The sequence below is a fragment of the Clostridium sp. UBA1652 genome, assembly GCF_002320975.1.
GTDB lineage: Bacteria > Bacillota > Clostridia > Clostridiales > Clostridiaceae > Clostridium_T > Clostridium_T intestinale.
Map to the genome: position 1 here is coordinate 58306 of NZ_DCLI01000066.1, position 16847 is coordinate 75152.

The 16847-nt window shown below is 29.5% G+C and carries 14 protein-coding genes and 1 other annotated feature (1 of these 15 running past the window's edge); of the genes, 3 read left to right on the top strand and 11 right to left on the bottom strand.

Annotated elements, in window-relative coordinates:
* Positions 1–45: 45 nt before the first annotated feature.
* The 3 genes from B3N22_RS13035 to B3N22_RS13045 form a co-directional block, all read right to left on the bottom strand.
* Positions 46–1713: a peptide ABC transporter substrate-binding protein gene (locus B3N22_RS13035; RefSeq protein WP_286907754.1), complete on the bottom strand. Its 1668-nt coding sequence runs from the start codon at positions 1711–1713 to the stop codon at positions 46–48.
* A 781-nt stretch (positions 1714–2494) separates the two neighbouring features.
* Positions 2495–3634 (bottom strand): pyridoxal phosphate-dependent aminotransferase, encoded by a 1140-nt coding sequence (locus tag B3N22_RS13040; RefSeq protein WP_286907756.1) that lies wholly within the window; start codon positions 3632–3634, stop codon positions 2495–2497.
* Complete coding sequence (locus B3N22_RS13045) at positions 3634–4170, bottom strand: cob(I)yrinic acid a,c-diamide adenosyltransferase (RefSeq protein ID WP_286907759.1); 537 nt, start codon at positions 4168–4170, stop codon at positions 3634–3636. The genes B3N22_RS13040 and B3N22_RS13045 overlap by 1 nt, the downstream gene beginning before the upstream one ends.
* A gap of 138 nt (positions 4171–4308) precedes the next feature.
* Between B3N22_RS13045 and dapD the strand changes: the two genes are divergently transcribed.
* Positions 4309–5019: a 2,3,4,5-tetrahydropyridine-2,6-dicarboxylate N-acetyltransferase gene (gene dapD, locus B3N22_RS13050; protein WP_073019872.1), complete on the top strand. Its 711-nt coding sequence runs from the start codon at positions 4309–4311 to the stop codon at positions 5017–5019.
* Between the two features lie 37 nt (positions 5020–5056).
* Here dapD and B3N22_RS13055 read toward each other — a convergent pair whose 3' ends face one another.
* On the bottom strand, positions 5057–5728 hold the full coding sequence (locus B3N22_RS13055) for a single-stranded DNA-binding protein (protein WP_073019873.1): 672 nt from the start codon (positions 5726–5728) through the stop codon (positions 5057–5059).
* 120 nt (positions 5729–5848) lie between these two features.
* Positions 5849–6556 (bottom strand): polysaccharide deacetylase family sporulation protein PdaB, encoded by a 708-nt coding sequence (gene pdaB, locus B3N22_RS13060; protein WP_286907920.1) that lies wholly within the window; start codon positions 6554–6556, stop codon positions 5849–5851.
* A 176-nt stretch (positions 6557–6732) separates the two neighbouring features.
* Here pdaB and B3N22_RS13065 point away from each other — a divergent pair, with 176 nt between their 5' ends.
* Positions 6733–7257, top strand: coding sequence for a DUF4364 family protein (locus B3N22_RS13065; protein ID WP_073019874.1), 525 nt, complete (start codon positions 6733–6735; stop codon positions 7255–7257).
* On the opposite strand, the gene B3N22_RS13070 is transcribed toward B3N22_RS13065, so the two are convergent.
* The 3 genes from B3N22_RS13070 to B3N22_RS13080 all read right to left on the bottom strand — a co-directional run bounded on the left by B3N22_RS13070 (position 7246) and on the right by B3N22_RS13080 (position 10325).
* On the bottom strand, positions 7246–8133 hold the full coding sequence (locus tag B3N22_RS13070) for a YncE family protein (protein WP_286907763.1): 888 nt from the start codon (positions 8131–8133) through the stop codon (positions 7246–7248). The genes B3N22_RS13065 and B3N22_RS13070 overlap by 12 nt on opposite strands.
* Positions 8134–8228: 95 nt before the next feature.
* A complete protein-coding gene (locus B3N22_RS13075; RefSeq protein WP_286907765.1) occupies positions 8229–8471 on the bottom strand; it encodes a hypothetical protein in 243 nt (80 codons plus the stop codon).
* Positions 8472–8480: 9 nt separating this feature from the next.
* Positions 8481–10325, bottom strand: a complete 1845-nt coding sequence (locus tag B3N22_RS13080) for an LTA synthase family protein (protein ID WP_286907766.1) — start codon at positions 10323–10325, stop codon at positions 8481–8483.
* A gap of 171 nt (positions 10326–10496) precedes the next feature.
* On the opposite strand from B3N22_RS13080, the gene B3N22_RS13085 reads away from it, so the two are divergent.
* Complete coding sequence (locus B3N22_RS13085; protein ID WP_286907768.1) at positions 10497–11606, top strand: AI-2E family transporter; 1110 nt, start codon at positions 10497–10499, stop codon at positions 11604–11606.
* 2 nt (positions 11607–11608) lie between these two features.
* Here the strand turns inward: B3N22_RS13085 and B3N22_RS13090 are convergent, their stop codons facing one another.
* From B3N22_RS13090 to B3N22_RS13100, 3 genes are all read right to left on the bottom strand, one after another.
* On the bottom strand, positions 11609–12913 hold the full coding sequence (locus B3N22_RS13090) for a bifunctional folylpolyglutamate synthase/dihydrofolate synthase (protein WP_286907770.1): 1305 nt from the start codon (positions 12911–12913) through the stop codon (positions 11609–11611).
* A gap of 15 nt (positions 12914–12928) precedes the next feature.
* Entirely contained in the window at positions 12929–13723 is a 795-nt protein-coding gene (locus B3N22_RS13095) for a Cof-type HAD-IIB family hydrolase (protein WP_021801365.1), read from the bottom strand.
* Positions 13724–13847: 124 nt separating this feature from the next.
* Positions 13848–16490, bottom strand: a complete 2643-nt coding sequence (locus tag B3N22_RS13100) for a valine--tRNA ligase (protein WP_286907774.1) — start codon at positions 16488–16490, stop codon at positions 13848–13850.
* A 151-nt stretch (positions 16491–16641) separates the two neighbouring features.
* Positions 16642–16847, bottom strand: a binding site (T-box leader); it runs 18 nt beyond the window's last position.

The window sequence follows — 16847 nt, forward strand, 5'->3', positions numbered from 1 at the left end:
CTACAACAGGTGTGCTATACCTGTTGTAGAATTTTTAACAATTAATTATTTCCCTGATATATATACTGGTTTTAAATCATAGTATCCATTAAAGTGAGGTACATAATATCCTTTAAGATACTTTTGAGTGAATGAGTTAACATCCTGATAATAAAGTGGTGCTAAAGCTGGATCTTCTACTACAGCAATTTTTTCTGCTGCTTTGTATAAATCTGTTCTCTTAGCTTGATCCATTTCTCTATCGGCTTGTTTAACTAATTCATCATATTTAGCGTTACTATAGTTACCAGTATTATTACCGCTTCCAGTAGTATATATTCCAAAGAAACTTGAAACATCATCATAGTCTGAACTCCATCCACCAATTACCAAGTCATATTTTCCAGCATTTCTGTCTTTGAAGTATGATGGTCCATCTACTGAGAAATTAAGTTGAACATCTAAACCTAACTTATCTTTCCAATTCTTTTGTAAGTACTCACCAATAAGCTGAGATCTTGCTGTTTTAGGTCCAAATAAAATTTTAACACTTGCTTTTGATGGATCCACATTTATTTCTTTTAAACCTTCTTCATATAAAGCCTTAGGATCTTTAGTTGAATCTGCTAAAGCTTTTAGAGGTTCATCTACTTGATCTCTATATTCCTTGTCATTTATACTTACAGCTTTTGCTACAAGACCTTCAGCTGGTACAAATCTTTTGTAAACAACATCTAAGAATTCTTTTCTGTTTATAGTAAGTGACATTGCTCTTCTTACCTTAGCATTTTTTAATATTTCATTTTTTACATTAAATTGTGTATAGAATACTGATGGTGAATATCCATTTATAACATCAATTTTTCCAGATTTAGCATCTGCGTTTAATTTAACCAAATCATCTCCAGATGCTCCAACTACATCTATTTCTTTGTTCTCAAACATTTTTGTTCCAACAGAAGGTTCTTGATATATTATACCATTAGCTTGTGTTAATTTAACATTATCTTTATCCCAATATTGGTCATTTTTAGTATAAACTATTTTTGAACCTTTTTGATATTCGCTTACTACGAATGGTCCATTATATACCATTGTCTTGTAGTCAGTACCAAATTGATCTCCTTGAGCCTCAACTAGGTCTTTTCTTACTGGTGCTAAGTTAGAGAATGACAATACTTTTTCAAAGTATCCACTTGGCTCGCTTAAAGTAACTTCAAAAGTATATTCATCAACTGCTTTAACTCCTACTCCATCACCAGTCTTATCTGCACCAGTTCTGTACTCTTTAGCACCTTTTACCATATCTATAAAGTCAGAATATGGTGATGCAACCTTAGGATCTAATAATCTTTTCCAAGAATAAACGAATTGATCTGCTGTAACAGGTTTTCCATCTGACCACTTAGCATCTTTTCTTAAATGGAAAGTATACACTGTCCCATCTGCATTCTTATCCATAGACTCTGCAACTGCAGGAACAGATTTTTGAACCCCATTTTCCTCTACTTCTCTATAAAGTCCTTCATAAACGTTTTTTGCCGTTGTAGCACTTTCTGAATCAGTTCCTATGTTTGGGTCAAGTGATGAATAGTCATATCCTATAAGATTAAGGATTTGTGTTGCATCAGCCTTTGCTGATGAGTCATCTGTAGTCTTTTTTGTACCACATGCAGTTAGTAAAACAGTAGCTGCGACTACAGTACTTAAAATTGAAACTAGTCTTTTTTTCATTATTATACCCCCTCAAATTTTTTTCTTGCACCAGTTTATATGAAAGCACTTATTATTCTATATGTAGTTTATTAAGATAAATGAATTTCGTTAAAATTTACTTAAATATAATGAAATATCAATTCTACTATCATCACCCCACAACTAATAGACACATACATATAAATAGGTTAACCAAAAACATTATATACATAATATCTTTGATTAGCCTACATTAAAACATATTTAATCAGTATCTCTCTAATATCATTAATAATTTACTAATTTTAATACAAGCTTTTAAATAATTTAATAAGTATTTTTTTAATTATATTTATTATATTACACAAAACCAAAATGTCAATACACTATCTTAATATTAATTTATAAATATTAATATATTATCAAATTAACAAATGGTTTTTTAACTATTTAATATGTATTTCAAAGGCGTTTGTAATCGTTACACTGATTGTATATGCATGCTTTTCAAACACTTTATCTTATTTTTAGTTTCATATTTTTCAATGGGTAATTTCAATCCATTTGATGATAATTTAATAATAATCAATATAAAATTACTAAGTTTTAATATTTTAGAATAAATATTAAAACTTTCAATGAGAAAATATGATTTATTAGTAACTTTTTATAATTACATATCTAGTATTCCTCATAATTCTATATAAAATACACATAATAATCATTATTTAATTATCATAATCCTTAAGCTACCTTTGCTATTTTTCAAACTAAATACTAATTTTCACATATTAATCAAAAAAAATCTTAAAGCAAAGCTTTAAGATTTTAATTCTAAAATAAAATCTTCTATTATATCCAAAGCTTTAGATAAATTTTCTTTTGAATAGCAATAGCTAATCCTAAAATATTTATCGCCACCTTTGCCGAAAGCATTTCCAGGAACACACGCAACTTTTCTTTCAAAAAGCAACCTTCTACAAAATTCTTGTGAAGATATGTTTAAGCTTTCAATAGATGGGAATATGTAAAAAGCTCCCTTTGGAAGAATAACATCTATATTCATCTCAACAAATCTATTATACACAAAATCTCTTCTCTCAACAAATGTTTTTTTCATAATTTCTAAATTTTTTAAAGCTTCTCTAAAACCATTAAAAACCCCCCATTGAATTATAGAAGGTGCACAAGATACATTATACTGATGAACCTTCATAATCTCTTTCATGAAATTATTAGTTGTACATATATATCCTAGTCTTAATCCCGTCATAGAAAACATCTTTGAGAATCCACTTACATAAATTATATTTTCTTTTATATCTTCTATTTGTGCTATAGAATAATATTCATCATAACTTAATGACCCATATATCTCATCAGTAATAACCACTATGTTGTATTTTCTTATTATATCAGCTAATCTATCTCTGTCTTCTTTAGATAATAATGCTCCAGTGGGATTAGATGGATATGAAAGTACCATTATTTTTATATCATGTTTTATTATTTTATCTTCAATATCAAAAAAATCTAGTGTAAAGTCCTCATTGAGATTATAATTTATAACTTCACCCTCTATTACTGTTACTATACTTTCATAAGCAGGATAGCCTATTGATGGAACTAATACCTTATCCCCCTTATCTACAACAGCAGATAGAACTGAATATAGCCCTTCACTTCCTCCAATAGTTATACATACTTCATCGCTATTATAATTTATTCCTAAAGTCTCTAGATACCTTGTTATTTCTTCTCTTAAAGGTAATATTCCTGCATTAGATGTGTATTCTGTTTTATCTTCCTTTATGGCTTGTATAACTCCATTTTTTATACTTTCTGGAGTTTTAAAATCAGGTTGTCCCAAAGTTAAAGATATTGCATCTGGTACTTCATTTACTAAATTAAAAAACTTTCTTATACCTGATATCTCTATTTTACTTACATTTCTATTCATTAATACTCTATCCCCCTTCTTGCATTTACCCCTTTTGAAAAATAATGTTTAACTTCTTTCATCTCTGTTATTAAATCTGCATAACCCGCAATTTTTTCTGGTACATTTCTTCCCGTTAATATTATTTCAACATGATTTTGTTTTGATTTAATAAGTTCTAAAACATCATCTTCACTTAAAAAATTATTTTTAAGTACTCCCATAACTTCATCCAGGATTAATACATCACATGAATCATTAGCTAATACTTCTTTTGCATAATTATACTCCTCAATTACCTCTTTTTTCAACTCTTCTATCTCATCAGTTTTAAGAGTCCATACAAAACCTCTCTTTGTTTCTAATCTTACAAGTTTGAAATTGTCTCCAAGATTTTTTAATACATTTAACTCTCCAGTTTCATTGCTTTTAAGAAATTGAATCATAACTACCCTTAGCCCGTTACCATAAGCTCTAATACCTTGCCCTATAGCTGCAGTGGTTTTTCCTTTTCCATCACCTGTATATACTTGTATCATTCCTTTATCTAATTTCATATTATTTCTCCTTTATTCTTTAATATTTTAATAAAATCAAATTAAATCCACTTTACCCCTTTAAAGTATGGCTTTTTTTGTTTATAATTATTTATTATACCATGCAAAACATGGTAATATTTTTGAAAGGGTGATAAAATGAGCTATAATTTTACTGATCCATACGAAATAGCTAGATTCATAAAGGAATCTAAGAAGTCTACTCCTGTTAAGGTTTATGTTAATGGAGACCTTAATGGTTGCGATATGGGAAGCATTGAATGGTATGGCACTGGTGAATTCTTTATACTTTTTGGAGAAAGTGATGAGATAACCAAGCTTATTTTAGACAACAAACATAAGATTAAACATTTTAGAGTTGAAAATGATAGAAGAAATTCTGCTATTCCTATGTTAAATCTTTTAGATGTAGATGCTAGAATTGAGCCAGGTGCAATAATAAGAGATAAGGTTACAATAGCTAAAAATGCTGTAATTATGATGGGTGCCGTAATTAATATCGGAGCTGAAATAGGCGAAGGTACTATGGTAGACATGAATGCAGTTGTTGGTGCTAGAGGACAACTTGGTAAAAGAGTACATCTAGGCGCTGGCGCAGTTGTTGCAGGTGTTTTAGAACCGCCTTCAAAAGAGCCATGTGTAATTGAGGATGATGTATTAATAGGGGCTAATGCTGTAATTCTTGAAGGAATTAAAATCGGTAAAGGTTCAGTTGTAGCTGCTGGTTCAGTAGTTGTTGATGATGTTCCTTCTGGTGTTGTTGTAGCAGGTACTCCAGCAAAAATAATAAAATATGTTGATGATAAAACAAAAAATAAGACTCAGTTACTTGATGATCTTAGAAAATAATCTACATAAAAGAAAGGCTAGAAAATCTAGCCTTTTTTTACGCACCAAAAGATGCATCTTTATTTTCTTCTTGTGAGTCATAGGATTCTTCTTTATCAACTTTCTCCATTTTTGATATAGAAACCTCATATGCAACTTTTCTCACGATTTCATTTTCAGATATCTTTTTCTGATATTCTCTGCTTTGAAGCCTTCCCCATATTCTTATGTTATCTCCTACCTCTAAGCTTTGGCAGAATCTCGAATTTCTTCCCCAGGCTATAGTTGGTATATAGTCTGATTTATTATATGCTCTATTAACAGCTAACAACACATCCGCAATTTCTCTACCAAAAGGTGTTGTCCTATAAACTGGTTCCTTACATACATAACCATCTAAAAATATTTCGTTAGGGTTTTTGCTTTTTTCTTCACAAGGAACTATATTTCTTGCAAATACCGTTAATATTAATCTATTAGATCCATCTACAAATTTATTATAACTTCTTAGTTGTCCCTCAACCACTATATCTGCTCCTAGGTTTAACTCTAGGTCTGTTAATAATCTTTCAGAAACTGTTATACTTAAAATATCCACTGAATCAGAAAGTCTTTGAACTTCTAGGTCAAAGCTGTAAAAACCCTCCCCATACATTTCATGAGAAAAATCTAGATTTGAAGCAACCCTGCCTTCTAAACAAATCTTATTATTTAACATTAAATTGTCCATCTTTACCCCTCTCTCCATTAGTTTTTAATATATTTCATCAATAGCCAATAATAGGAAGAAATTATATATATCAATTATAATACAATAGTTTTCAATTTTTCAATAAACAATTGTTAAATTTTATAAATTATTTTTTTGTATACCTTCTCCATTAATGAAATAATCTTTCTCAAACAAAATTTCTTCAATTTTCTTAAATTCATATCCCTGATTTTTTAGATTTTTTATTATTTTATCTAAATTTGCCGGTGTATATTTACCATTATTATGAAATAGAACTATTGAGCCATTTTTTACATTGTTAATTACTCTACTATATTCATATTCTTCTCCAGTTTCTTTCCAATCGAGTGAATCAACATCCCATTGAACTACTTTGTAGCCCATCTCATCAGCAACCTTCAATGTTTCCTCATTATAAGATCCTGAAGGACATCTAAACATCTTCTTATTTTCTATACCATACTTCTTAAATATCTCTTCTGTCTTGTTTATTTCCGACTTCATTCTCTCTTTAGTTATCTTTTGAAAATCAGGATGCTCATAACTGTGATTTTCTATTTCGTGTCCTCCTTCTTTAATTGCAAGAAGTTTATCCGATTTATCCTCAGGATATATAACCCACTTCCCCATAACAAAAAACGTAGCTTTAACATCATTTTTCTTTAATACACTTAATATCTCCTCTAGGTAATCTCTTTCAGCCCAGTTTACATCAAAAGTTAGTGCAACCCATTTCTCCTCCCTATCAACCCTATAAATAGGCATACTATTTACATTTGCTGAAGCTGAGTTACTATTTCTAGAAATTAATATACTAATTAACATCAAGGATAAAAGTATCGTGACTAACAATGTACTTTTTATAATTAATCTTTTCAAATACTCACCACCTATTTATGGATTTTATAAATTATATTACATTTCTTAACCAATCATTACTTACTTCTCCCAATATTTTGTGTTATAATTGAATAAAATCACAATATATCGGAGGGACTAATATGCAGGAAAATTCTTTGGAATTAGCTGAAAACAAGCTTATCCTATTATATATAGTAAAAAATATTAAATATCCAGTAACTAAAACTCAATTAACAGATTTAGTTTTAGAAACAAGCTTTATAAATTATTTTACTCTCCAGCAATATATTGATGATTTAGACACGTCTGGTTTTATAGAATATCAATATATAAATGAAAAACATTTTATCCAATTAACTGATAAAGGGGACAATGTTTTAACCTTTTTTGGAGACAGAATTTCTAAATCAAAAATAGCAATTTTAGATAGTTATATAGTTGAAAAAAGGGAGTCAATAAAAAAGGAGCTAACCATTCATAGTGATTACACACCTGATGATAATAACTCCTTTATAGTAACTCTAAAAGCATTAGAAAATAACTCCTTATTAATTGATCTAAAACTAAGCGTAGGTTCAAAAAAACAGGCCATTGACTTATGCTCTAAATGGAAAGAAAATTCTTCTGAAATTTATACTAAAATAATTAATTCATTAATACAATAGATTATAATAAACCATAGCATTAGGTTCATTTCCTAAAGTTATGGTTTTTTCTAATTTCTTTGTAATACAATCAACAACTATTAGTTTATTTTTGAAATTGTCTGCTATATATAATTTATCTCCATTTAAAAGTATACCTCTTGGCATTCCTCCTAAGCTAATCTTCTCTAATTTTTCAAGCTTTAAATCCACTATACTAACGCTTCCTTCTTCAAAATTAGAAACATATATCTTATCTTCAATTGTAAAAAAATCTACTGGTCCATATCCTACTTTATATTTGTATCCTATACTCTCATTTTCTATATCGTACTTAGTTATACTTCCTGGAACATGCATACCTAAACAACTTTCACAGACAACTATACCTTTTGAATCATCCGTAATTCTACACTTTGTTGGAAATTCGCCAACTGAGATGTCTTTTATCTTTATATCCTTATTACAATCTACTATACTTATTTTATTAGATTGCATGTTTACTATAGCAGCCATGCCACACTTATTTATATCTATACTGTGAGGATATAAATCTAAAGCTATTTCTTTTATTATTTTCTCTTCATTTAAGTCATAAATAGCTAGGCTATTACTTTCTCCGCATACAACATATATTTTGTTTAAATACACTTTTACATCACTAGGATGAGCACCTACATAAATATTCTTTTGTTCTTTCTTATCTCTTATCGAAACAAAAGAAATAGAATTACTGTAGCTATTAGCCGTTACTATAAATTTACTCCATAGACATATTCCATGAGGACCTGAAGGGCATTCTCCTAAAGTAATCGGGCAGGTTCCCACTTTATAATCATTTATGTCTATAAAGGAAAGTGAATTAGATGCAATGTTACAAACACATATACCTTCCAACTTTACACCTCCTACTTATAACCTTTAATATAATATATGAAACGATTATAAAAATGGATAAAAAAATCCTCCTAAAAAGGAGGATAAATTGATAATTATAATAATAACTTAGAAAAATAGTTTTGTATTACTGAAGCCAATAAATTAAATGCTAAAATAAGAGCTCCAGATGATGTAATATTAACAACTAGTTTTCTGTTAACATTAATATTTGATTTTATAGCTTGTATGCTTTTATTTACAAAAAATAAAGCAATCAACCAAGGAATAATATCTTCTCTTGATAGTATAGGGAATATTAATGGTACTATTGATAAAATATATATTTTTTTGTTCATATCATTCACCTAATCCTTATAGTAATTAGCTCTTATAAGCATATCACTTAAATCTATGGCTTTGAGCATCTCTTCCTTCTCTTTCTCATCACCTATAAATTCTCTTGTTGATAACACTACAAAATCCTTTTTAGTATTAAGAAGGTTTCTTCCAATAGTTTTATCTGACTCCTTATCTAAGTTAACGCCAAACAGATATGCTACTGTAGGAAGTGTATCTACTTGTCCACCATTTACACGTAGTGTTTTCTTCTCAATATCTTTATTATATATTATTAAAGGAACTTTTCTATTATTGTCCCTCATCCAATCTTCTAATCCTGATGTAGCTTTAACCTCGTCATCATAGAATTTATGAACTCCTTCATGGTCACCATATACAACAATAACAGTATCTTTTAAAATTCCCTTTTTATCTAAATCCTCTAGGAACTTACCAAAGTATTTGTCTGTATAATTAATACTTTGTAGGTATCCTCCTATTCTAGTATTATTTAAATTGTCTGGAAGCTTTAATTCCTTATCTTTCTCTGGTAAAACCGTAAAAGGAGAATGACTTGTTAATGTAACTGTATAAGCTAAAAAAGGTGATTTTAAACTTCCAAGTTTATCCCCAAACTGCTTAAGATAACTTTGATCACTTATTCCAAGGTTTATTATCTCATCAACATTGTAATCCGTAGAGTCTATTGTTTTTTCGTATCCAATAGACTTAAGTGCAGGCATCCAGTTCCAATATGAACCTTTATCAGGATGAGAAGCTATTGTTTCATATCCTAATCCTTTAAACACGTTAGGTAGTGAGTATTTATATTCATTACTAGGATATCTAAAAAATGTTGCACCTTCTCTTACAGGAAAAACAGAGGTATTAGTTATTAATTCTCCATCAGAACTTGTACCATTATAAGTTTGTTCATAAAAATTATCAAAGTACAAAGAATTATTAAGAATTTTATTCAAGTTAGGAGTTACTTCTTGTCCATTAACCTTTTGCCCTATTACAAAATTCTCAAGAGACTCCCATTGAACTACTAATACATTTTTTCCTTTCATGGCTCCATAATATTCATTGTCTTCTAGGTTTTCCTTTTTGTTTTGAAACCAGTTAGCTGCATTTTCTTTTTCTTCATTATTAAGTACATAAGGTTTCGATTCTTTATAATAATTATAAGAATCAAATATGTGATATCCAATTGGGGTTAAGTTAGACATAGTCTGATTAGGACTCCAACTTTTTGCGAAAATCATTTGATTTGTAAATCCTTTATCATATTTATCTATTTTTATATGTGCATAAGTTAAATACACAATTGATAGTATGAATAAAGCTAAAAAACTATATGTATTTCTTTTAAATTTACTTTTCTTATCCTTAATTTTAAGTAGTATCATCACTGGGATATCTATTATAAATAGAATATCGACAGCTCTTACCATGGAAATTATAGATGACCCCAAATTATCTAAATTACTTGTCATCTTCATCATATGTAATGTCAAAAAAGATGCATTACTTCTAAAGTACCACAAGTCCCCTATTACAAGGACTGTAAATAATATATTCAAGAACAGAAAACAAATATATTGCCCCTTACCCCTAAATAAAAATCCAAAGGATAAAAACAGTGCTATAAAACTAAAATATACTAAAATAGGTGGATAGGAATAAAAAATTCTCATAATATTAACCCCATTTGCTTTATCATCTGAGATCAATATTATAAAGATAATTGATTTTACTAATACAGATATGAAAGATAATTTAAAATATCTATTTTCTTTTATATCCATCATCATTTCACTAGATAATTGACTTAAGCTCTTCTTTTGATTTATATTTACATTTAACATTTCATCAGTCCCTCTTAGCGTTAGTATTCAGTTAATTATAGCACCATTTCCCCCTATTATTAATACAAATTTTCTTATATTATTCTTATTTTAATCTTAATACTTATTAATTTGACTAAATGTAGTTTATATGATAAATATTTAAGTATGATAGTCAAGGAGGACAGCTTATTGAAGATTTTTAAAAAATTCCACTTTAATTTAATACCCATTATTTTGATATCGATTTTAATGCTTAAACTGATTTTAAGTTGGGAAAGCTCACTTATTCCTTTTGGTAGCAAAATACTGTCTATGCTTTCACCTTTTTTTTGGGCTCTTGGATTAGCTTATTTTTTTAATCCATTAATGAAATTGATAGAAAGACGTTTTAATATTAAGAGAGTGCCTTCTCTTATAATTACATATATAATTGTAATTGGTGTAATAGCTTTAGGCGTAGTTATAATATTCCCTACAGTATTTAATAGTTTAGGAGACTTGTTTAGAAACCTTCCTGAGTATGCAGAAAATACTCAAGTTTGGCTTACAGATAAGATAAATGAATTTAATAAAGATTATTATTTAAATCCTCTAATTGTAGATAGACTAGAAGAGACATTAACTAAGAGTTTAAATGACATTAATGTATTTATTAACAGTTTACTTTCTTCTCTTTTTAGTTCAACAATTAAATTTACTACTTCTTTTTTTAAATTTATTTTTGGGTTCATAATATCTATATATATACTTAAAGATAAGGAAAAACTGCTTAATATAAGTAAAAGAATTATATGTCGCTTATTTCCTAACCCTAAACAAGATGAAATACTTGAATTCCTTAGTGAAGCTAATTCAGTTTTCTCTGAATTTATCATAGGTAAATCAATAGATTCATTTATCATAGGTGTTTTATGTTACATTGGTTTACTTTTAATACATGCACCATTTGCTTTACTTATATCAATCATAGTTGGTGTAACTAATATGATTCCTTACTTTGGACCATTTATAGGAATGATTCCGGCTTTTATTTTAACCTTTTTAGCAGACCCTATGAAAGCTTTTATAGTTTTACTTTTCATATTTTTACTACAACAATTTGATGGTTTTTATTTAGGACCTAAAATACTTAGCGAAAAGGTTGGTTTATCACCTCTTTTAGTAATTTTAGCAATTACAATAGGCGGTGGGTTATTTGGAGTTTTAGGAATGTTTTTAAGTGTACCTATCATGGCATTAATTAAAACTTATTCCTTGCATATTATTAACAATACCTCTAATAAAGAGAAAGAGCAGTAAAATTACTGCTCTTTTCTTATTATCTTTCTCATATCTCCAATCATGTATAAAGACCCACTTACAACAAGAATATCTTTTTTACCTAATTTATTATGCGCGTATTTACAAGCTTCTTCATAGTTTTCTAAAGCAATAGTCTTTATTCCAAAACCATCTATCTTATCTTTCAAATCTAAAGCAAGTTCAGCTCTATCAGAATGAGGGGTTACAGCAACTACTTCAGTAGCTTCTAGACAAATTTCTTCAATCATCTCATCTACTTGTTTATCTGCCAAAATCCCTAAAATTAATATCATTTTTTCATACTCAAAATATTTGTGTATATTTTGCTTAAGGGCTTTTATACCATCTATGTTATGAGCTCCATCTATTATAACAAATGGATTCCTTTTAAGAATCTCCATTCTTCCAATCCATTTTACCTTCTTTATTCCTCTTAAGATATGCTCATCTGAAACATTAACATTAAAGTTATCTCTTAATACCTCTATTGTAGTTATAGCTGTATTACAATTAAATATTTGATGTTCACCAAGTAGAGGAAGCTCATATATCCTCTTTTTACTGCCTTCAACTCTTTCAAATATTTGATAACTTTCATGTTCTCCATGAACAAAATCCAATACCTTTACTTGCTCTTTTATTGTGTAAATTATATTGGAGTTTTTTGTTTTAGCAATATCCTCTATAACCTCTGTAACCTGACCCTCTTGAGGATATAAAACTAAAGGAGTTTTTTCTTTTATTATCCCAGCTTTTTCTTTTGCAATATCTCTTATATCATTTCCTAGAATATTCATATGGTCATGACTTATAGAAGTAATTACTGATACTAAAGGATTAATTACATTAGTTGAATCTAATCTCCCTCCAAGTCCTACTTCAATTACACCAAAGTCGATCTTCTTATCATTAAAGTATTTAAACATCACGCAGGTTATAATTTCGAATTCTGTAGGTGAATGAAATCCTTCATCAATTACTTTTGGTATTATCTCTCTGACTTCCATTACAACTTTAACTAAATCTTCTTTAGATATGTTCTCTCTATTGATTTGAATTCTTTCCTCAAACTCTTCTAAAAAAGGTGAAGTATACATACCAACTTTATATCCTGCTTCAATTAAAACACTGGTAATCATTGATGTAGTTGAACCTTTTCCATTAGTTCCTGCTACATGGATTAGTTTTAAATGTTTATGAGGATTTCCAAGAAGCTCTAATATACGTTCTGTTCGTTCAAGCCCAAAATTCATTCCGAATTTACCTAAATCATGTATATACTTCATACATTCTTTATAATCCATTTTTTCCTCCAAAGTTTATGCTTCCTTTAATACTTTTTCTTTTATAACTCTCATTACTCCATCTTCATCATTAGTTTTAGCCAAAAATCTGCTATGTTTTTTTACTCCTTCTGGTGCATTCATCATTGCATAACTGTGATACGCCTCTTGAAGCATCTCAACATCATTAAAATAATCTCCAAACACCATAGTTTCATTTTTATCTATGTTTAATAGCTTTTGAATAACCTTTAAGGAATTACCTTTATTAGCATCTTTATTTATTAGATCAAGCCAATCTTCACCTGATACAGTAACTTTAAATTTCTCACCCCATAATGGGTTCATAACTTTATTAGAGTTTTCAGCAGCTCCAAGACTGTCAAATAAACTAACTTTCACAAAGTCATCTTTAGCTTCAAGTAAACTTTCTACAACTTCATATTTATGATAATATTTTTTAACCTCAGTTAAAAATCTCTCTTCTGTGTTTTCAATATAAGCACCATTTTTACCGCAAAGTACAATATCAACGCCTGGTATTTTTCTTGAAGATTCAATTATTTTTATAACCTCTTCTTTTGAAATAATAGATGAATATAACTCCTTGTTTTTATATACAACATAAGCTCCATTTTCAGCTAAAAACACCATATCATCTTTTATATTACTAAAGGTGTTTTTAAGAGTATAATATTGTCTTCCACTTGCAGCCACTAAAACTACTCCCTTATTTATAAGCTTATCTGCAACTTTATCAAAATCCTCTGGTAAATTTCCTTTTGAGTTTAAAAGTGTACCATCCATATCACTTGCAATTAGTTTTATCATATTATATCTAAACCTCCATAAATTACTTCTTATATTACAGCTTTTAATACATTTAACTTGTCCCCATTATTCTATCACATATAATTAAATGATGGAATGATTTAATCATCCCATCATTTACATACTATTCTAATGCTTTTATTCTTGCTATAACTGATTCAAGCATTTCTTTATATTTTTCACCTTTAGCTTTTTCAGCTTCAACTACATCCGCAGGAGCTTTAGCTGTAAATCTTTCATTTGAAAGTTTTTTATCAACTCTGTCTATTTCTCCTTCAAGTTTAGCTTTTTCTTTGTTTAATCTATCTAATTCCTTTTCTCTGTCAACTAGATCAAGTAGTGGCATAAATAACTCCCCAACTTCAACAACTACAGAAACTGCATTTTCAGGAACTAAAGTTTTCTCTTCTATAAACTCAACTTCTGATGCAGAAGCTAACTTCTCCATATAAGAAATTCCATTTAAGAAAGCATCTTTAGCTTCTTTATTTATATATGCAATTACTTTAGCTTTTCTTGATGGTGGCACATTCATTTCTGCTCTAACATTTCTAAGAGACTTGATTGAATCTATTATATATCCCATTTCTTTTTCAGCTTTAGTATCATGTAACTCTTCTTCATACTCTGGCCAAGTTGAGATAGTTATAGATTCAAACTCGTCACAAAGATGAGTATATATCTCTTCAGTTATAAATGGCATAACTGGATGTAATAACTTAAGTCCAGTTGATAAAACTTTGTAAATTACATTATATGCAATTCCTTTAGCTTTTTCATCTTCTCCATAGAATACAGGTTTAACAAATTCTATATACCAGTCGCAAAGTTCATTCCACATAAAGTCATAAACCTTTTGAAGTGCTATACCAAGTTCAAATTTATCTAAGTTCTCAGTTGCTTCTTTAACTAAAGTAGTACATCTTGATAATATCCACTTGTCAGCAAGTGAGTAATCTTTCTCATCTTTGTACTTGTTCATAAGTTCTTTGTCTAAGTTCATCATTAAGAATCTTGAAGCATTCCAAATCTTGTTTGCAAAGTTTCTAGCTGATTCAACTCTTTCTGGGAAGTATCTTATATCATTTCCTGGAGCGTTTCCTGTAACTAACATGAATCTTAAAGCATCTGCGCCGTAAGTGTCTATTACTTCAAGAGGATCTACTCCATTTCCTAATGACTTACTCATCTTTTTACCTTCTGAATCTCTTATAATTCCATGTATAAGTACATGTTCAAAAGGAGTTTCTCCCATGTTGTGAAGTCCAGAGAAGATCATTCTAGCAACCCAGAAGAATATAATATCATATCCAGTAACTAAAACTGAGTTAGGATAGAAGTAGTTTAAGTCATCTGTCTTATCTGGCCAACCTAAAGTTGAGAATGGCCAAAGTGCAGATGAGAACCAAGTATCAAGTACATCATCTTCTTGTCTTATCTTAGTTGATGAACACTTAGTACAACTCTCAGGTGCATCTTCCTTTACCATCATCTCTCCACAGTCTTCACAGTAGAATACAGGTATTCTATGTCCCCACCAAAGTTGTCTTGATATACACCAATCTTGAATGTTTTCCATCCAGTTGAAATAAGTCTTTTCAAATCTTTCTGGTATAAACTTAGTTTTCTTTTCTTTAACTAAATCTACAGCAGGTTTTGCTAAAGATTCCATCTTAACATACCATTGTTTTGATATTATAGGTTCTATTACAACTCCACATCTATCATGAGTTCCTACATTATGAACATGAGGTTTTATCTTAACTAGAAGTCCTTCTGAATCTAAGTCTTTAACTATAGCTTTTCTTGCTTCATATCTATCAAGTCCAACATACTTTCCACCTAAAGAGTTTATAACTCCTCTGTCATCCATAACTCTGATTTCTTTAAGAGAGTGTCTTTTACCAACTTCATAGTCGTTTGGATCATGTGCTGGAGTTATCTTAACTGCACCAGTTCCAAACTCTATATCAACATAGTCGTCAGCAACTACAGGTATTTCTCTATTAACTAGTGGTAGTATTAAAGTTTTACCTATTAAATGCTTAAATCTCTCATCATTTGGATTTACAGCAACAGCAGTATCTCCCAAAAGCGTTTCTGGTCTAGTTGTTGCTATTTCTAAAAACTCATCTGAGTCTTTAACCGGATACTTTATGTGCCAGAAGCTGCCTTCTTGTTCTTTATATTCAATTTCTGCATCAGATAAAGCAGTTTCACACTTAGGACACCAGTTAGTAATTCTATTTCCTTGGTAGATAAGTCCTTCATTGTACAACTTAACAAACACATGTCTAACAGCTTTGTTTAAGTTCTCATCCATAGTGAAAGCTTCTCTAGTAAAGTCTGCTGAAACCCCCATCTTTTTAAGTTGAGTTCTTATTCTTTCTCTGTACTCATCTGACCATTCCCAAACTTTCTCTAAGAATCCTTCTCTTCCAAGTTCTTTCTTAACTAGACCTTGTTTCAGAAGTTCATTCTCAACTTTAACTTCAGTTGCTATACTTGCATGGTCTTCACCAGGAACCCATAAAGTACAAAAACCTTGCATTCTTTTATATCTTATTAAAATGTCTTGAAGTGTATTATCTAAAGCATGCCCAAGATGAAGTTTACCAGTTATATTTGGTGGTGGCATTACTATAGTATAAGGCTTTTTGCTTTTATCAACCTCTGGGGTAAAGTATTTTTTTTCTTCCCATGTTTTATATATCTTTTCTTCAAATTCTTTTGGATTATAGGTTGTTGAAATATTATTTTCACTCATTTTTTCTTCCTCCTCTTAATTTAGGTACATTTCTTTTAAGCTAAAATATAGCTGTGCTTAAGTATTTTCTTTGCTTTCATCTTTTTGAACTTATATTTATCAATTTTATTCCCCAGGAAATATATGGAATAAAAAAAGAGCCTTCATCCTATAAAAGGACGAAGACTCGCGGTACCACCTTTATTTCTACAATCATAAAAGATTATAGACTCTCATTACTTTAACGACATAGCTGCCGACTTTACCTACTTAAACTTTCAGCAAAGCTGCTCAAAAGCTACCTTCAAAACATCCGATATAGAAAATCTCACAGCCTAAGGATTTTCTTCTCTTAATATCATTACTGTTTTTACTCCT

What these genes read in the sequence shown, in the direction of transcription:
- B3N22_RS13035 (WP_286907754.1), bottom strand. Translation starts at nt 1,713, where the DNA reads ATGAAAAAAAGACTAGTTTCAATTTTAAGTACTGTAGTCGCAGCTACT.
- B3N22_RS13040 (WP_286907756.1), bottom strand. Translation starts at nt 3,634, where the DNA reads ATGAATAGAAATGTAAGTAAAATAGAGATATCAGGTATAAGAAAGTTT.
- B3N22_RS13045 (WP_286907759.1), bottom strand. Translation starts at nt 4,170, where the DNA reads ATGAAATTAGATAAAGGAATGATACAAGTATATACAGGTGATGGAAAA.
- dapD (WP_073019872.1), top strand. Translation starts at nt 4,309, where the DNA reads ATGAGCTATAATTTTACTGATCCATACGAAATAGCTAGATTCATAAAG.
- B3N22_RS13055 (WP_073019873.1), bottom strand. Translation starts at nt 5,728, where the DNA reads ATGGACAATTTAATGTTAAATAATAAGATTTGTTTAGAAGGCAGGGTT.
- pdaB (WP_286907920.1), bottom strand. Translation starts at nt 6,556, where the DNA reads ATGTTAATTAGTATATTAATTTCTAGAAATAGTAACTCAGCTTCAGCA.
- B3N22_RS13065 (WP_073019874.1), top strand. Translation starts at nt 6,733, where the DNA reads ATGCAGGAAAATTCTTTGGAATTAGCTGAAAACAAGCTTATCCTATTA.
- B3N22_RS13075 (WP_286907765.1), bottom strand. Translation starts at nt 8,471, where the DNA reads ATGAACAAAAAAATATATATTTTATCAATAGTACCATTAATATTCCCT.
- B3N22_RS13080 (WP_286907766.1), bottom strand. Translation starts at nt 10,325, where the DNA reads ATGTTAAATGTAAATATAAATCAAAAGAAGAGCTTAAGTCAATTATCT.
- B3N22_RS13090 (WP_286907770.1), bottom strand. Translation starts at nt 12,913, where the DNA reads ATGGATTATAAAGAATGTATGAAGTATATACATGATTTAGGTAAATTC.
- B3N22_RS13095 (WP_021801365.1), bottom strand. Translation starts at nt 13,723, where the DNA reads ATGATAAAACTAATTGCAAGTGATATGGATGGTACACTTTTAAACTCA.
- B3N22_RS13100 (WP_286907774.1), bottom strand. Translation starts at nt 16,490, where the DNA reads ATGAGTGAAAATAATATTTCAACAACCTATAATCCAAAAGAATTTGAA.